This window comes from Bacillus sp. ok061 (genome assembly GCF_900108285.1).
Classification (GTDB): domain Bacteria; phylum Bacillota; class Bacilli; order Bacillales; family Bacillaceae_G; genus Bacillus_A; species Bacillus_A thuringiensis_S.
In genome coordinates this window covers 1-16,728 of sequence record NZ_FNUW01000032.1, presented here as the reverse complement: position 1 = coordinate 16,728, position 16,728 = coordinate 1, and the positions used below count along the sequence as shown (strand labels likewise).

Genomic DNA, 16,728 nt, shown 5'->3' with positions numbered 1-16,728 from the left:
ATGAAGTATGAGTTTGGGGTATGTAATTATAGCGAATGTTACATTGCTTTTGGGAATACAATAGAGCATTTTACACCTTGAGCTGTGTTTTGTATCCCGTAAGGAAACTGATGTTTATCTAATATTTGTTTCACGATATATAATCCAAGACCACTACCTTGTACTAAACCGTGTTTATCAGGGTTTGCACGATAGAAAGGCTCAAATAAATGAGCAAGTTTATCTTCATCAATTTGTGAACCTGTATTTAATACTTCTAATGCGTAACCGTTTGGTTTTTCATAAAGCTTTATATATACGTGCTGATGGTCAATTGTATAATGAATTGCATTTGAAATAATGTTAAAAATAGCAGTTTGAATAAATTTAGGATCAGCTAAAATTTGTACGTCGTGTTTAATATTAGATTGTACATTTAATTGTTTTACAGATACAAAGTAATCTACTTTCTTCATAACATCCTCAATAATATTAGATAAAGAAATGACTTCTAAATTCGGTTTAAATTGAGGGTTTTGTATTTTGGATAATTCCGACATTTTTTCCGTTAATATGTTAATGTCTTGCATCATTTCATAGGAACGTTTTAAATATTTATCTCTATCTTTATAAGCTCCAATTCCGTGAATCATGCCATCTAGTTGTCCCATAACCGCTGCGATTGGTGTTTTTAATTCATGGGATACCATAGACATAAATTCTTTACGAGATTGCTCTAATTGTTGTTCCTTTTTGAGCTCATTTCTTAAATCTTGATTGCTTGCATGTAAATTCTTCACAATATTTGGTACTTGTGAAGCGGCTACTTGCAAATTAAAATCTGTTTGATCTGTATTTTTGTTAAGTAGCTTTTTATCTGAGAAATCAAGATTCATAATATCTTTTAAAGCATCGCTCATATATTGAAAAGGTTTGGCAATTAGTTTTGTATAAATTAAAGATCCGAGTAGTGATAATGCAAGCATTGTCGCGCCAATATGTGGAGCTAATTGCTGCAACGCATCTGCTAACTTTGGATTATCATTTGTATCATTTGTTTTACTTGCTGCATTTTGTGTATGTAAGGCATCATTATTAGCGGCTTTCTTTTCTGCTTCTGTAAGCGGATTAGAAGTGCTATTTTTCCCCGAAAGGTTTTGTGTATGTTCTTTTGCTTTTGCAGTTTGGCTAGGCTGCAAAAGGTGATTGATAGCTGTAGAAAGAGATTTATAATCTATAATAGAAGATTGGAAATTGGAAATGCTTCCCTCTGACACAGCTTTATTTTGATTCGTTTTACTTTGATTGTTTTGCTTATCTAAATCCGCCTGTTCTGTAGTCGGCGTTCCATTTTCTTTCGCAAAACGTTCTTTATCGTAGTTTGAAGCTAGAAAGTAAATAATTTGATAAAGACAAAGTGATAAAAGAATACAAAATAATAAGGTTTTGATGAAAATATTTTTGGTGATGTTGTCTTTGCTACGATTCGATTTTGTAGCCAATGCCTTTCACCGTTTTAATATAAGTAATTCCTAATTTTTTTCTTAAGTTTTTAATATGTGTATCTATAACTCTTACATCACCATAATGTTCATAGCCCCATACCTTATTCAACAAATCACTTCTTGATAATACTTTTCCTCGATTTTGCAGTAAAGTATAAATAATTTCAAATTCTTTTGTTGTCAATTCAATTTGATTACCATGAACATAAGCTGCATATGCTGTAGAGTTTAACATCAATTCATGGAATTGTAGTATAGTTGCAGCTTCTGCTTCCTTCGTTGCTGCCCTTCTTAATACAGCCTCTACACGCTTAATAAATACAGTGTAATGGAACGGTTTCGTAATATAGTCATCAATACCTAACTCAAATCCTTTAATTTCACTTTCTTCATTATGTAAGCCTGTTAACATAATGATTGGTACATCAGATTGTCCTCGCATAATTTTACAAATACTATAGCCATCTATATCTGGTAACATTACATCGAGGAGGACAAGATCGTATGAATTTTTTTGGAAAAGAAGAATACCTTCTGTTCCAGCACCAACTACATCAACAGTAAAGTTTTGTGCCATTAGAAATTCACGAATTAGTTCTTGTATATCTGGGTTGTCTTCAATCACCAGTATATGCGTCATAGTAACACCTCCTAAATAACGCTTTTTACTGCAATATTCGAATTCATCATTTTTCGAGTGACTCAGATTGTTTATACATATAATAAGCCCCCGCTATAAAATAATCATGAAGGTAGCAAGGGGAATAGTTTAGTGTTACTGAATAGTTCAGAATTACAGTAGTTCTATTATAGTATGTATTATAAAATTTATAAAACATTATAACTGTATAATTTTAATATCTACGTTTATCAATGTTTAGATATCAGCTAATCAAATCTATTCCTATTATATATGTAAATACAGTTGTTTTGCTACTGTAAATGAATAAATAAAATAAGCCAAGACATAAAATTCTTGGCTACACATAAATCTTGTTTTTGGGCTATTTTACAGTGACAGTAGCTTGCTGCTGAACGCGCTCAAATAACCAGTGTATATCATTGTTATACATACGAATACAACCAAGTGTTGTTGCTTTGCCGATTGCTTGATTATTGTTAGTTCCGTGAATCGCATAAGTTGTTCCGTAAGTTCCTGCCATATTTAATCCGAGCCAACGGTCACCAAGTGGATTACGTGGATCGCCGCCTTTAATTTTGCCTGTATAATAAGGACGGTTTTTAATTTTATTTACGATTTGAAAAGTGCCTTTAGGTGTAGGTGTTGCAGCTTTTCCAGTAGCGACAGTAAAACTTTTTATAAATTTTCCATCCTGATAATAATCCATTTTATTTAACTGAGTGTCTACGATTAATTGATCTTTCGTTGTAGCTGCCTCTGCACTAGCGAATGGAAGAGTTAAAAATCCTAATGATAAAAGTGCGCTTAATAATAATTTTTTCATTGTTATTCTCCTTTTACTATCGTAAGAGTCTTACATACAATGAAGTTGTAATCCTCGTAATGCTTTATTTACATTTTCATCTAATGTTTCAAAGAATGTAGTGATTTTGCTGTTGTGTTTGTTGTTATCAATAAGTAATCTTTCATTTAATAAAAGCTCACCACGTAGTCCAAAACTTTGAACTTGAATATTTAGCTCATCTTCATTTTCAGAGATGATTGGTAAGAAATAATGAAAAGCTTTTGTTGGAATGATGTAGCTTTTGCCAATCATGCTTTCTTGATTTGAATTAATCCATTTTTTCGTGACAATTTTAATATTCTTTTTTGAAACGATAAAAGATAGTGTTGTAGATTTTGTTAAACTTACGTCAAATTCACTTGTTTCACAGATTTGTAAATTAAAAACGGTTTCATTTTGATGAGATTCAACATTTGTATTAATAAAATCGTGCATTTTATATGCTTCCATTTCGTATTCACCCTTTTTTCAATTTCGAAAAACGACTTATATTTATTCAAATTAATGCTTAGTCATATATTGGTTAAATTTTTCAACAAATTCCGATATAATCTTACAATACGTATATGAAGCTAATATGAAGTTAGCATGAGTTTGTGATGGTTTTTTATTGAGAACAAAATAAGAGAGGTTTTTTAGTGCTAAAAAATGGATAAAATCTGCATGTTATTAATGCGCCTTTTCGCTATTTCGACTTGAAAAATGATTTTTACTAATTAATAAAGAACGGAAATCATTAGTGTGACCCTTACAAAAATGTAATAAAAATGTAAGCTATTGTGATAGTTATTTCGACAATTTTTTTATACAATAATAGTAAGAAGTTGTACGTGATTGAAAGGAGAGATGACATGGAATGGATTCATGAATTATTTCAGCAATACGGGTACTATGTTGTACTTGTTGGCTTGCTGTTAGAATATATTGCACTTCCGTTTCCGGGAGAGCCGACATTAGCATATGCGGGATTTTTAGCGCAGAAGGGTGATTTAAGTTTACCGATTTTAATCATTCTATCCTTTATTGGGACAAGTGTAGGAATGACGATTCAATACTTTTTAGGAAATAAATTAGGTATGCCTTTCATTCAAAAGTATGGAAAATACGTATTTTTAACACAAAGAAAAATTGATTTAACGAGAATGTGGTTTGATAAGTATGGGTACTTCCTGATTTTTATTGGTTTCTTTATTCCTGGTGTACGTCATTTCACAGGATACTTTGCAGGAATTATTAATTTACCATTCCGTCGTTTTGCCATTACAATTTATTCAGGCGCTCTATTTTGGGTATCATTCTTCTTAATCGGTGGTTACTGGTTAGGTGGAAACTTACATGATATCTTTGGAGTGTTAGAAGGTCATATCGGTAAAATCATTTTTGGAGTGATTGTGATTGTAGCGGTTACGTTAAGTATTCGTTTCCGTAAGCAGTTAAAACGAGTATTACTACAAAACGCAAGCTAATATGAAATCCATTCTATGTCAGAATTTAGGAAGGCAGTGCAAAAGCACTGCCTTTTTTATTTTATCCCGCTATTTGCCGGGCAGTAAGACCCCCGCCTCAAAATTCAGCGGAGGCAAAGAAGTTAGGTGGGGGCCCTGCTGCCCGTAAAAGCCCGATTGGTGAGGGCTGATTAAAGTTTTACTTTATATTCCAATCTATTTTTAACTTTCCTTTTAGCTGATTTCCGCTAACTATAATGTAATAAGTTCCTGTCTTAATTGCCGCGAAATGATATGTATTAGGGCCAGCTGGAGCTAAGTAATTTTCTTCCTCTTGAAATTCACTAGCCATTTTTACGTCTCCCATGTAGCCATTCGAATTTTCAGCTCGTGATTCAATGGTAAATTCTAATATGTCACCTCGTTTTAGTTCAATTGGGACTTTATGTTCACCACTAAAATGTTGAAAAGATGCTTCGAAAGAGTTATCTGTTTTTGTTTCGACCCATTGTTCTTTTGATGTTCCAAACCTTTCTAAATCTATTAAGTTGATTGTGATAAATATAATAAACATAATGCTTGGTACGAAATATTGTACCCACTTAAATTTTGTTGCTATGACTGTACATAAAAAGAAAGAAAGAGAACATACTGCTCCAATTGATCCGAGTAACAAGAACTGTATTAGACTAGCTTCTTTAAACATTAGGAAGGGAAGAAAAAATAAATAGCCGCAAAAAATATAAAGTAATATTGTCTTCAGTCTTGTATGTGTTTTTAATTTCAATTTATCGATACAAATAGAACAAACAATTGCATATGCAGCAAGAATAGGAACGAAGGGAACAAATAGTAGTTCTCGTAATCCAGCTAAGAAACTATATAATGTTTGTTGACTAGTTGTTAAGAGAAGCGTGCTAATAAGTGATAATAACAAGAAAGTCGCTGTAAGCTTAGTAAGAATATAGGAAAAAGTAGATATTTTATTCATATGTCACTTCCTTTGTTTAATATTTCACATTCATTATATAGGTTATTTCCATCATAATACATCTTTATTTTTGTCAATTATTAACGTCAAAATGACAATTATAATTGACAAAAATAAGGATATTATTTACAATTTTAATTAAATAAATGAAAAAGAGGGAAGACATGAAGCTTCAAAATCGAGTGAGGGAATTGCGAGCAAAGCATCGTTTATCACAAGGGGATTTAGGGAAAGCGATTGGATCATCACGGCAAACGATTAGTTTAATTGAGCGTGGGGATTATGCACCATCTATTGTATTGTCGTTAAAAATCGCACAAATTTTCAATGTATCGGTGGAGGAAATATTCACGTTAGTGGAGGGGGAAGAGGATGATGAAGAGTAAACGAAAAAAACAATTTGATTCTGTGGGGAAAATAGCATTAAGTATGATGGGTGGCTTTTTAACGTCTTATATAGCTTTAAATTTACTCTCGGATGAACCGAGAAAATTATCATCCAATACATTTATAGGTATATGTACTATTTTTGGAATCTTAATGATGTACTACACTTGGAAGAATACGCGTATGTTAGCGGAGGCACGCGATGAAGAAGAGAGCGTACAAGGCAGAAAATTAGGCATTATAAGTATATATTTACGTGTAGGTGATATAGTGACGCAGGCATGGTTTGTATATGCAGTTATTACATGTAGACGTGCACTGTTGCAGGATACTAATGTTTCATTTGCGGTGTGGAATTTAGTAGCTTCTATTGTTTGTTTAACTACTGTAGTGATTATCGGGCTCATAACAAAAAATCGTTATAATAAGCTATATCCTGAACAAGGTGTAACGTATATGGAATCTATGAAAATGTGGACGAAAAACGCAGATGAAGGATTAAAGCACATTGTGCATGAGGCTGGATATAAAGCGTATGAATTTACGAATACAATATTGGCATATGTATGGTGGGCTGCCGTTATATATACAGCTGCTAGTGATATCGATTTTGTGTTAATTGGTTTAATCTCATTTATTTGGATATTGCATCTCGGGAAGTTCATGTACGAAATGCAGAGAAAAATGATTTATTAAGGGGAGAAAAAGGTGGATATTTTAAGAAGGCCAGCTGGCTCAATGACAGTGGCGCTAATTCTGTCCATTTTATACGGAGTAATCCGAACTGGGAAATTAGAAGTAATTTTGAACCTATGGGCAATAGTTGGAATTGCATTGTTAGTGTTAGCCATTCATGAGTTAGGACATGTAGTATTTGGTGTAATAGTTGGTTTGACATTTAAATTTATGACAGTAGGACCCATTACTATTCAAAAAGAAAAAGGAAAATTACGCATTCGAGAAAATAAATTATTGGCGTACTTTGGAGGCGTTGCAACACTAGTACCACCTTCTATAGAGACACCTAACCTTTCGAAAAAATGGGCTTGGCTCACTTTAGGTGGACCCATTACGAGTTTACTATTTGGTATTACTTCCGGTTACATATACATGGTAAGTTATTATCAATATCTTTTATATTTTTCCTTTTTCCATTTTGCAATCTTTGCAGTTACAATTGTGCCGATAAAAGGAACACTTATGAGTGATGGGATGCAATTTCTTATTTTAATTAAAGATGATGAAAGAGCTAGAAATCATTTATATGAGATTCAAATATCGAGTGAGTTATTTAGTTATAAAAGACCGAAAGATTGGGATGAAAGATTAGTAGAACTTAGTGAGGAAAAAATAAAAGAGAATAAAGGCATAAGAGAGATAATGAGTAGACTTATGCTCGTCTTTTTTGCTCGTGCGGATCAAGAGGGAATGGAAAGAGCGATACCGTATATAAAACAAATTGTTCAACTACCTGTAACGAAAGAAAATAAGTTTTTCGTTAGTAGTTTTCATAGTTGGTACCTTTTATATAAAGCCCTTTATCAGATGGACAGTCTTTCTTTGCAAGAAGCAAAGGAACATGCAAAGGCCATTACAAAAATGGACCTAAACGGATATTACCGTACACAAGGAATTATTAAATATTTAGAGGGCAATATGGAAGCGTCCCGTATTTATATGAAGAAAGCTGATAAAGAATTAAAGAGTGCCGAGAAGAGTGAGATGGGATATTTACAATTAGAAAGAGAATGGTTGGAGCAGCTGAAAGAGAGGGTATCTTACGATGGGTGAGGTATCCTCTTTTTTATATGTCATCTTATGCCGTTCCATAAACAGCCTAGGGCGAGTAAAATAAGATAAGAAGAGCACAGCTTGGAGGAAGTAAATATGGAAATTTTATCAATTATTTTGATAGTCTTGCTCATTTATGTTGTTTTTAAAGTGGCATATGTAGCATTAAAGATACTCGCGATCCTATTAATTATCTTTTTAATCGTAGAGTTCGGCAGTAAGTTGCTTGGGGGATAGGGTATGTTGTGCATTTTGGATGTCTAAGGTTGTCGTTAAATCGATATCTTGTGCCGAATCGTCGATATAATGAAAAAATCGTTGATATAAGTGGAGAAACGATCGATATATTTGAAAAATCGTTGATATATTTTAGTGAATACGAAGTGGGGTATGTGGAAAAGAAGTTGCCGTTGGGTAGCTTCTTTTTATTGTAGTGCCGGTGTATGCAAACCAACATAAAAAAGCTGGAAGAATTCCTTCCAGCTTAAGAGTTACTTTCAATTTGGCGACCGCTATCTTCTTCATTGTCTTGTAATAGGTTGAATACGTCTGCTAAGCAGAATGCAATGAACCAAGTCCATAGACCGTGGAAGAAAGCTGAGCTTAATTGAAGTGGTAATGTATAGTTTGTCATTGAGTAGGAAATACATCCACCAACGATTCCAATCATTGTTAATAACATTGTTTTCTGAGCATTTTCTTCTGGATTGAAGAGGAAGTAAATGTATCCGCCTAAAATTGAAGCGCTTACAAGTGTTTCGATTCCATTAAAAATGATATTCTCTCCAAGCTGTGTGTTTGTCCAGAAACAAATCGTACCGCCGATAATAGCAAACAGGACAGCTATTGTATATCGTATATATTGATTCATATTTTCATCTCCCTATGTAATAAGATGATTTGGAAGTCAAAAAGGTAGGTATAGTATATTGAAGTGAGTTTTAATTGTACGTATCTTTTTATAAAAAGATCATTGAAGAGTAACTAAGATGATCGGTTGTTTAAACCGTTACGTGTATGGTGTCTGAAATATACCCGACTGCTCGTTTCTTTTTGCTTGTAAAATAAGAGAAACTTCCAAGTCTATATACTCTTTTTTTGTGAGTCTGATTTCATTATAACACATTTAGGGACATAATAATAGAATTATCTGATTTTGTAATAAGTGTAAAAAATAAAAAGCGCAAGGAAATACTATTAACAATGCAGTTTAGTGGAAGAAGGATTTTAATTTATTATGATGAAATATGTAATCAAGGTGAGATCTAAGAAGGAGGCTTAAATATAATAAAAAATGTTTTGTAGCATGAATGTAAGGGAGGGGAGCTAACTTGGAGATCACAACAGAAAGATTAATAATTAGACCTTTTAAGAGTACTGATTTACAGGATGTATTTGCTATTTATAATAATGATGATACATGTAAGTTCCTATTACATAATAAGTGGACTCATGAAGACAGGCAGAAAAGATTTAATAAGAAGCTAGCAAACAATGTACTTACTGAAGAATCAATATTAAGTTTGGCAGTTATATACAAGACTAAAGTAGTTGGTGATTTATCCGTATGGTACACAAATATGAAGGACACTGTTGAGATTGGTTATAGTTTTTCAAATGAAGTAGCTGGAAGAGGTTTGGCAACAGAAGCAGTAAGTAGTTTGGTATTTAAATTATTTAATGAATGTAATGTACATCGTATACAAGCTAATCTTGATGCACGTAATACAGCTTCAAAAAAATTGTGTGAACGAATAGGCATGAGAAAGGAAGCCCATTTCATACAAGATTTTTGGAATGAAAATGAATGGACAGATAGTTTTGTATATGGAATGCTATCCTCCGATTTGTAGTAATAAACTTCGTGATTTTATTATGCTAAAGGGTGCGTTAGTTGAATAACAAAGGGCGTAACATAGTATATATGACTAATATGTTATGCCCTTTAATGTATTAACCTTTTTTATATACGTTTGAAACGGCCGACAATTTCAACTGTTTCAGTAATGTTCATAAATGCTTTGTTATCCACTTGACGGATAATACGTTTCATTTCGCCTAACTCATAGCGAGTCACGACAGTGTAAATCATTTTTTTCTTATGGTTTGTATAGCCGCCGACAGCGTCTACCATTGTCACCCCGCGTATGCCGTGATGTAGTAGTGCGCTTTTTATTTCCTCGCCTTTTTCTGTAATAGTCATTATCGTTAATTTAATATGTTTCGTATGCACAGCATCGATAACTTTGCTGACTACAAATCGACTAATTAACGTATAAAGTGTAATATCCCATCCGAAAATAAAACCTGCTGCGACAAGTAAGATTAAGTTGAATACAAATATGATTGCTCCAATTGAAACATCTCGATATTTCGCTACAATCAATCCAACAACATCAAAACCACCTGTTGAAGAAGCAAATCGGAATATAATTCCTGAAGCTGCTCCGCAGATAACACCACCGAATACAGAAGAAAGTAAAATATCGTCTGAAACTTGGTGTACCGGGATAATGTTCATCGCTAAAGATGACACAGCTACAAAGTACGCTGTTAAAAAGGTTGTCTTCTTGCCTAAGTAAAAGTGACTTAAAATAAGAAGAGGAATGTTTAGTAAAAAGATAAGTGCACCGATATTGTAGTGCATTAAATAACCGATAATCATCCCTACACCAGCGAATCCACCGCTAATCATATTATGCGGGATAAAAAACATATTCATAGAAATTGCATACAAAATAGAAGCTATAAAAATAACAACCAACTGAATCATAAATTCTAAATGAAATGTTTTAGCTGCTGGGAAGGATAAAAAGGCGGTGTCGGGAACGTAATCGGCGTCTCCTAGTTGACCCATAGTATGTTTCATCTCCATATTCATTTTTGATTACAAGAAGAGAATAAAGGTTTTTTCAAAAACTGGCAATAGTTTTATTATAATGCAAAAATTTTATAAATTTCTAATAAATCAAGCCTATTCATTGATGTGCGTGAATATACTAAAGAAAGCGAATACAACGTTTCTTAATTATTGTTTTCTTGAGAAAATATGCAAAATACTTTTTTTGAAAATAAAAGGAAATAGAGAATGTTTGCCTAATGTGCTAAAATGACCTTATTAAGGATGTGAAGCGATGGAATTTTTATTGCAGGATGCAATTTTATATATATCGTTTGTAACGACGGCACTTTGTTTATTAGAAGTTTTCTTCCTTGCTAATGTTTCTCGCTTTGTGCGTCAACAAGCATCAAGCGGTAGACAAAGAGCTTTTACGTTAGTTGATACATGTGAAGATAGTGCGGGAAATGTACCGCTATTTTCTATTTTTTATAAATATGGAATGATTCGTTCTGTACGCAGACAAGAATCAAGTGAAGAGAATGACGAGGTCGGTCCGTATACATCAATGTTTCGCTAAATAATTACGAAACATTGGAGGAATGAACATGTTAAAATCATACCGAGCTGTGCTCGTTAGTTTATCATTATTACTTGTTTTTGTTTTATCTGGTTGCAGTAATGCGGCCCCAATTGATGCACATAGTACTGGGATTTGGGATCATTATTTTGTATATCCAATCTCGTTTATGATTCAATTTGTCGCTCATCATATACCTGGAGCTAGCTTTGGGATTGCCATCATTATTATGACGCTCGTTATTCGTTCAGCAATGATTCCATTAGCTGTTTCGCAATATCGCAGCCAAGCGAAAATGAAGAAAATGCAACCTGAATTGCAGAAGTTAAAGAAAAAGTACGGTGATGTAGGCAAAGATCTTGAAAAACAAAAGCAGTATCAAAAAGAAATGTCAGAACTAATGAAATCAGGCGGTTGGAATCCACTTGCTGGTTGCTGGCCAATTTTTATACAAATGCCGATTTTCTCTGCTTTGTATTATGCGATTAGTAGAACGGAAGAGATTCGCACATCTTCGTTTTTATGGGTGAACTTAGGACATGCAGATCCATATCATATATTACCGATTATTGCAGCGTTAACGACATTTATTCAGATGAAAGTTTTCCAATCTAATATTACACCTGGAGAACAAGTACAGATGCTAAAAATGCAGCAAATTATGATGCCGGCAATGATTCTATTTATGGGGTTTGCGGCGCCATCAGGACTTGTATTGTACTGGATAACAGGTAACTTATTTACAATGACACAAACAATTGTATTAAGAAAAATAATGGAACGTGAAGAGTTACAATTACAAAAAGCATAGAGAAACACCGCTCATTACGAGCGGTGTTTTTTATTTGCATCGTTAAGGAAATTTTAAGAAACCAACATTACTATTGGCATTGTATACGAAAGTGTACATGCTTTAGAAATATGAAGGAGGAAATTTCCTATGAAGAAGAAAACAGTTGGGTATTTAGCGATTGCAGGTGCTTTATCATTCGGAATCATTGGAGGAGTCGGTATTCCGGCATTCGCGGCAACGAATACTCCAGCAGCTGAACAGTCTACAAAAACGGCGAAAAAGGATTTGGATGACGCTACAAAACAAAAAGTAAAAACAATTATGGACGATACAAAGAAACAGTTAGAGGAACTAGGTGTAAAGCTTCCGGAGAAAGAGAAGCGTAAAGACATGTTTGCAGGATTAGATGATCAGGCGAAAGCAAAAGCGAAGTCGATTTTAGAGCAAAAGAAGTCTGGAAAATTAACGCATGAGCAAGCAAAAGAGGAATTAACAAAGCTAGGCGTGAAAATGCCGGAGAAAGGTAAACATGGAGACATGTTTGCTAACTTAGATGAACAGGCGAAAGAGAAAGCGAAGTCGATTTTAGAGCAAGAAAAGTCCGGTAAATTAACACGTGAACAAGCACAAGAGGAATTAACAAAGTTAGGCGTGAAAATGCCAGAGAAGGGTAAGCATAAAGACATCCTTGCTGACTTAGATGAAGCAACGAAAGAAAAAGTGAAGTCAATTTTTGAACAAGAAAAGTCCGGAAAATTAACGCATGAACAAGCAAAAGAAGCATTAATAAAACTAGATGTAAAACTTCCAGAGAAAGAGAAGCATGAAGACATCTTTGCGGGATTAGATGAGGCAACGAAAGAAAAAGCGAAAGCGATTTTAGAGAATGAAAAGAAACAATTAGAGGCGTTGAATGTGAATCTTCCACATCACAAATTTTTTATGAAAAAAGATGAGAAATAATTGAGTGAAGTCGTATCTTTCGTGTGGGCAACCGGAAGGTACGTGCGAGGACCGATTTCTGTCAGCAGAAATCGGTCCCTTTTAATGATTCAATAAAATTTTTTTCATTGTTAGTATGTATCCAAAGACGCAGTAGAAGATTGCAAAACCGATAAACACTTCCGTATATTGATATTTACCCAATACGTAGAAGGAAAGAGTGGGTATAATAGCTACCGCTAAAACGCTATAACCAGGATACTTGTGCCGATGCATGATAGCGAATAGAACAGAAAGAAACGTAGCGATGATACAAAAGAAAGCAATCATTATTGGTACACCTCCTAAATGGATTGTACCATTTTTAGAGAAATAGAGAAGTTTTGTATCTTTTGTTATAATATAAGAAGAGAAATATTTCCTATGTTATATAAAAAAATATATTGATTTTTTCTAACAATTCAATATAATGAACAATAACTACAAAATTCGACATCAAGAAGTGATGATGAGGACACGATTAATTTTTTACGATTCCCAGAGAGGGAAGCCTTTGGCTGTGAGCTTCCTAATACGGAAAAATAGATTACCACCTCTGAACTGCAGCAGTGAACGAACATCTAGTAATTGCTTGCCGGCAAAAACCGTTATTTAGACTTGAGAAATTGGTGAAGTGTGTTACTTTACGAATTGAAACAAGGGTGGAACCACGAATACAACACTCGTCCCTTTTTAGGGAGGAGTGTTTTTTTATTTCATTTTTGCATCACACTAGGATTGGAAGGAGGATACGCAGCATGCATCATGATGAGAAGAACAAAATTGGTTTAACGGTAGCACTTTCTATCGTAGTAGGAACGATTATTGGATCTGGTGTGTTTATGAAACCAGGGAGCGTATTAGATTACTCGGGGAGTTCTAATATGGCCATTCTTGCTTGGGTAATTGGTGGTCTGTTGACGCTAGCAAGTGGTTTAACAGTAGCTGAAATTGGAGCGCAAATCCCGAAAAATGGTGGGTTGTATACGTATTTAGAGGAGATTTACGGAAGTTTTTGGGGATATTTATCAGGTTGGATGCAAACAATTGTTTATGGACCTGCTATTATCGGAACATTAGGTTTATACTTTAGTTCTTTAATGATTAATTTTTTCTATTTAGATAAAGTATGGAATTTACCAATCGCAATTGGAACGGTTGTGTTCCTTGGCGTTGTAAATAGTATGGGAACAAAATACGGAGGTATCGTTCAAACAATCACGACAATTGGGAAGATGATTCCGATTGTGTTAATTGTTGTGCTAGGTTTCTGGAAAGGGAATAGCGATATTTTTAACGTAGTTGTGCCAATATCGGAAAATCAAAGTATCGGTATGGCAATTTTAGCAACGTTATTTGCTTATGACGGTTGGATTTTACTTGCTTCGATTGGTGGAGAAATGAAGAATCCAACAAAGTTATTACCGAAAGCAATGACAGTGGGGATTTTAATCGTAACAGCTGCTTACGTATTGATTAACTTGGCGTTATTAAATGTATTACCAGCAGCGAAAATTGTAGACCTTGGAGAAAATGCAACAGCGACAGCTGCTGGTATGTTACTTGGAGAATATGGTGGGAAAATTATTAGTATCGGTATTATCGTTTCTATTTTCGGTTGTTTAAATGGAAAGATTTTAACGTTCCCACGTATTCCAATGTCTATGGCAGAACGTGGACAACTTCCATTTGCTAAATTTATTGCAAAGGAAAGTCCGAGATTTAAAACACCAGCAAATGCGATTACTGTTGAAATCATTTTAGGAATTATTTTAATGATTATTAGTGATCCAAATAAGCTATCTGAGATTTCCGTATTCATTATTTATATTTTCTATGTAATGACGTTTATTGGTGTCTTCATTTTAAGGAAACGTAATAAGAATAAAGAGCGTGCATATAGTGTACCGTTATTCCCAATCGTACCAATCGTTGCGATTTTAGGTTCGTTCTTTGTAATCGGTAGTGCGATTATTAACGATCCAGTAAGTTGTTTCTTATCAATTGGAATTGTCTTTACGGGACTTCCGGTGTATTGGTACTTGAATAAGAAGAAAGAAACAGAATGATGGAAGGGTAGGCGTATAATACGCCTACCTTTTTTACTGTAAAAAAATTGTACTTGCGTCCAGTTTCTATTTTGGTTACTATAGTCGTAGTAACCAAAATAGAAAGCGTGGGGAAAGACTTGAATTTTCGTGTTTATATTTTAGCTATCGCGGCTTTCGTAGTCGGAACGGTTGAGCTAATTATAGGAGGAACGCTTGACTTAGTTGCCAACGACTTAGGAGTATCTATTAGCGCAGCTGGTCAGCTTATAACAATATTTTCAGTAGTATTTGCTTTGTCAGGTCCAGTTTTATTAGCTTTGACAGGGAAGTTTGAAAGAAAAAAATTGTATGTTGGAGCATTATCGATTTTCTTAATCGGAAATATTATTTCGGCATTTAGTGTGAATTACGGAATGCTAATGTTCTCAAGGGTTATTTGTGCGGCGAGTGGTTCATTAATTATTGCACTATCGGTAACACTTGCTTCTAGTGTAGTAGAACCGCATTTTCGTGCGCGTGCAATTGGAATCATTTTTATGGGAATTAGTGGATCACTTGTACTTGGAGTACCGCTTGGTCTTGTACTCGGAAATGCATACGGATGGCGTGCGCCATTTGTATTAATTTCGATATTAACAGTTATGGCAATTGCTTGTATTTCATTGTTCTTAACGAAAGTACCACCGACATCGGTATTATCAATAAAAGAACAACTTGCTACTTTAAAAGATAAAAAAATTGTAAGTGCACAGTTAACATCATTTTTGTTTTTAACGGGGCATTTAACATTGTATGCATATTTAACACCGTTTTTAAAAGATGTCATGCATGTTGAAGCAAATTGGATTAGTGTGTTTTACTTCATTTTCGGAATCGCAGCAGTAATTGGTGGCGGCTTTGGTGGCTGGCTTGCTGACAAATGGGGATCGAAGAAAAGTATTATCTCGATTATTATCGTATTTGCATGTGCAATCTTCATGTTGCCATTAATGACATTCTCATTCCCGCTCTTCATCATTATGATGGGACTTTGGAGTATGCTGAGCTGGGCGATTTCACCAGCACAGCAAAATTATTTAATTGAAATTGCATCGGAATCAGCTGGTATCCAGCAAGGTTTAAATAACTCTGCGCTTCATTTAGGAATTGCACTCGGTTCAACAGTAGGCGGAGTTGTTATTGAAAAATCATCTGTTATATATAACGCTTGGGTAGGCGGTGGCTTTATTATATTAGCACTGCTTTGCGCGATTTTCTCGATTACGAGAGGACGCTCTACTCAGTTTGCAAAAAAAGAATCTATCGTTTGATAGGTTCTTTTTTATTTGTAAAAAATTGCAGGTTTTAGTAGAGAAATGGAGAAAAGGGTGTATAGCGAGGTGAGGTATATGTATACGAATTTTTCAATTATTGGTCTTCTAATTTCAATGCTCCCTTTGTTTCTTATTATTCTTGCACTTAGATGGGTTCGTTTCATCTATAAAAATTCAGAGAAACAGGTAGAGCAAAATGAGAAAATTATTGAGCTGTTGATGGATATAAAGGAACAGAATAAAAAGGAGTCTAGTTGAAAAACTAGACTCCTTTTTCAGGCTGTGGAGAAAGTCTTCTCCACAGCCTGTTTTTGTGTCTGAACCTCTTTTTATGTGTCAACACTGATAAAAAGAGGTAAAGGAGAGATTTTTTATGATGGGTGCTTTAAAAAATCATCGTGATGAACGTGTATCTGTTTCTGTAGAAGAGTTGGTTCCACAAGATCATTTCCTTCGTGCGATCGAAGCGACAATTAGTTTTGATTTTATTGAAGAGAAGTTACGCCCTTATTACTGTGAAAACAATGGACGTCCGTCAATCCATCCTATCGTTTTATTTAAAATGATGTTTATTGGATATTTTTAC

At 34.3% G+C, this 16,728-nt stretch carries 20 protein-coding genes, 1 pseudogene and 1 other annotated feature; of the genes and pseudogenes, 13 read left to right on the top strand and 8 right to left on the bottom strand.

The annotated features are described in order from the left end of the window. Positions 1 to 38: 38 nt before the first annotated feature. From C4S65_RS28140 to C4S65_RS28125, 4 genes are all read right to left on the bottom strand, one after another. Positions 39 to 1,481 (bottom strand): HAMP domain-containing sensor histidine kinase, encoded by a 1,443-nt coding sequence (locus C4S65_RS28140; RefSeq protein ID WP_000201955.1) that lies wholly within the window; start codon positions 1,479 to 1,481, stop codon positions 39 to 41. Continuing rightward, entirely contained in the window at positions 1,459 to 2,124 is a 666-nt protein-coding gene (locus C4S65_RS28135; RefSeq protein WP_000148834.1) for a response regulator transcription factor, read from the bottom strand. Before C4S65_RS28135 ends, C4S65_RS28140 begins: the two co-directional genes overlap by 23 nt. A 364-nt stretch (positions 2,125 to 2,488) precedes the next feature. After that, positions 2,489 to 2,950, bottom strand: a complete 462-nt coding sequence (locus C4S65_RS28130) for a L,D-transpeptidase (protein WP_000735057.1) — start codon at positions 2,948 to 2,950, stop codon at positions 2,489 to 2,491. 30 nt (positions 2,951 to 2,980) lie between these two features. Beyond that, the gene (locus C4S65_RS28125; protein ID WP_000388768.1) at positions 2,981 to 3,421 is read right to left on the bottom strand and encodes a DUF3978 family protein; all 441 of its coding nucleotides are present in this window, start codon (positions 3,419 to 3,421) and stop codon (positions 2,981 to 2,983) included. A gap of 401 nt (positions 3,422 to 3,822) precedes the next feature. Here C4S65_RS28125 and C4S65_RS28120 point away from each other — a divergent pair, with 401 nt between their 5' ends. Beyond that, on the top strand, positions 3,823 to 4,437 hold the full coding sequence (locus C4S65_RS28120) for a DedA family protein (RefSeq protein ID WP_061666126.1): 615 nt from the start codon (positions 3,823 to 3,825) through the stop codon (positions 4,435 to 4,437). Positions 4,438 to 4,615: 178 nt separating this feature from the next. On the opposite strand, the gene C4S65_RS28115 is transcribed toward C4S65_RS28120, so the two are convergent. Further along, positions 4,616 to 5,407, bottom strand: a complete 792-nt coding sequence (locus C4S65_RS28115) for a hypothetical protein (RefSeq protein ID WP_061666029.1) — start codon at positions 5,405 to 5,407, stop codon at positions 4,616 to 4,618. Positions 5,408 to 5,571: 164 nt separating this feature from the next. Between C4S65_RS28115 and C4S65_RS28110 the strand changes: the two genes are divergently transcribed. From C4S65_RS28110 to C4S65_RS28095, 4 genes are all read left to right on the top strand, one after another. Beyond that, positions 5,572 to 5,793: a helix-turn-helix transcriptional regulator gene (locus tag C4S65_RS28110; protein ID WP_000776170.1), complete on the top strand. Its 222-nt coding sequence runs from the start codon at positions 5,572 to 5,574 to the stop codon at positions 5,791 to 5,793. Further along, positions 5,783 to 6,490, top strand: coding sequence for a DUF3169 family protein (locus C4S65_RS28105; protein WP_000837717.1), 708 nt, complete (start codon positions 5,783 to 5,785; stop codon positions 6,488 to 6,490). Before C4S65_RS28110 ends, C4S65_RS28105 begins: the two co-directional genes overlap by 11 nt. 42 nt (positions 6,491 to 6,532) lie before the next feature. After that, positions 6,533 to 7,585, top strand: a complete 1,053-nt coding sequence (locus C4S65_RS28100; protein WP_140337789.1) for a site-2 protease family protein — start codon at positions 6,533 to 6,535, stop codon at positions 7,583 to 7,585. Positions 7,586 to 7,681: 96 nt separating this feature from the next. Further along, complete coding sequence (locus tag C4S65_RS28095; protein ID WP_000404758.1) at positions 7,682 to 7,822, top strand: DUF3985 family protein; 141 nt, start codon at positions 7,682 to 7,684, stop codon at positions 7,820 to 7,822. Positions 7,823 to 8,069: 247 nt separating this feature from the next. Here C4S65_RS28095 and C4S65_RS28085 read toward each other — a convergent pair whose 3' ends face one another. Further along, complete coding sequence (locus C4S65_RS28085) at positions 8,070 to 8,456, bottom strand: DUF3938 domain-containing protein (protein ID WP_001077773.1); 387 nt, start codon at positions 8,454 to 8,456, stop codon at positions 8,070 to 8,072. 460 nt (positions 8,457 to 8,916) lie between these two features. Here C4S65_RS28085 and C4S65_RS28080 point away from each other — a divergent pair, with 460 nt between their 5' ends. After that, complete coding sequence (locus C4S65_RS28080; RefSeq protein ID WP_086406365.1) at positions 8,917 to 9,438, top strand: GNAT family protein; 522 nt, start codon at positions 8,917 to 8,919, stop codon at positions 9,436 to 9,438. A 110-nt stretch (positions 9,439 to 9,548) separates the two neighbouring features. On the opposite strand, the gene C4S65_RS28075 is transcribed toward C4S65_RS28080, so the two are convergent. Next, entirely contained in the window at positions 9,549 to 10,442 is an 894-nt protein-coding gene (locus C4S65_RS28075; protein WP_000530044.1) for a YitT family protein, read from the bottom strand. A gap of 277 nt (positions 10,443 to 10,719) precedes the next feature. Between C4S65_RS28075 and C4S65_RS28070 the strand changes: the two genes are divergently transcribed. The 3 genes from C4S65_RS28070 (at position 10,720) to C4S65_RS28060 (ending at position 12,760) form a co-directional block, all read left to right on the top strand. Continuing rightward, a complete protein-coding gene (locus tag C4S65_RS28070) occupies positions 10,720 to 11,004 on the top strand; it encodes a hypothetical protein (protein ID WP_086406366.1) in 285 nt (94 codons plus the stop codon). A gap of 28 nt (positions 11,005 to 11,032) precedes the next feature. Continuing rightward, positions 11,033 to 11,815: a membrane protein insertase YidC gene (gene yidC, locus C4S65_RS28065; protein WP_000920529.1), complete on the top strand. Its 783-nt coding sequence runs from the start codon at positions 11,033 to 11,035 to the stop codon at positions 11,813 to 11,815. 129 nt (positions 11,816 to 11,944) lie between these two features. Next, a complete protein-coding gene (locus C4S65_RS28060; protein WP_086406367.1) occupies positions 11,945 to 12,760 on the top strand; it encodes a hypothetical protein in 816 nt (271 codons plus the stop codon). Between the two features lie 81 nt (positions 12,761 to 12,841). On the opposite strand, the gene C4S65_RS28055 is transcribed toward C4S65_RS28060, so the two are convergent. Next, a complete protein-coding gene (locus C4S65_RS28055; RefSeq protein WP_061666027.1) occupies positions 12,842 to 13,069 on the bottom strand; it encodes a hypothetical protein in 228 nt (75 codons plus the stop codon). 166 nt (positions 13,070 to 13,235) lie between these two features. Further along, positions 13,236 to 13,472: a binding site (T-box leader), on the top strand. A 64-nt stretch (positions 13,473 to 13,536) separates the two neighbouring features. Here C4S65_RS28055 and C4S65_RS28050 point away from each other — a divergent pair. The 4 genes and pseudogenes from C4S65_RS28050 to C4S65_RS28035 form a co-directional block, all read left to right on the top strand. Beyond that, positions 13,537 to 14,847, top strand: coding sequence for an amino acid permease (locus C4S65_RS28050; protein ID WP_000546310.1), 1,311 nt, complete (start codon positions 13,537 to 13,539; stop codon positions 14,845 to 14,847). A gap of 47 nt (positions 14,848 to 14,894) precedes the next feature. After that, positions 14,895 to 16,139 carry an MFS transporter gene (locus C4S65_RS28045; RefSeq protein WP_103945694.1) on the top strand — a complete coding sequence of 415 codons (1,245 nt, stop codon included), beginning with the start codon at positions 14,895 to 14,897 and terminating at the stop codon, positions 16,137 to 16,139. A 78-nt stretch (positions 16,140 to 16,217) separates the two neighbouring features. After that, complete coding sequence (locus C4S65_RS28040) at positions 16,218 to 16,400, top strand: hypothetical protein (protein ID WP_000288472.1); 183 nt, start codon at positions 16,218 to 16,220, stop codon at positions 16,398 to 16,400. A gap of 115 nt (positions 16,401 to 16,515) precedes the next feature. After that, positions 16,516 to 16,728 (top strand): annotated as a pseudogene (locus C4S65_RS28035) (IS5/IS1182 family transposase); the annotation flags it as partial.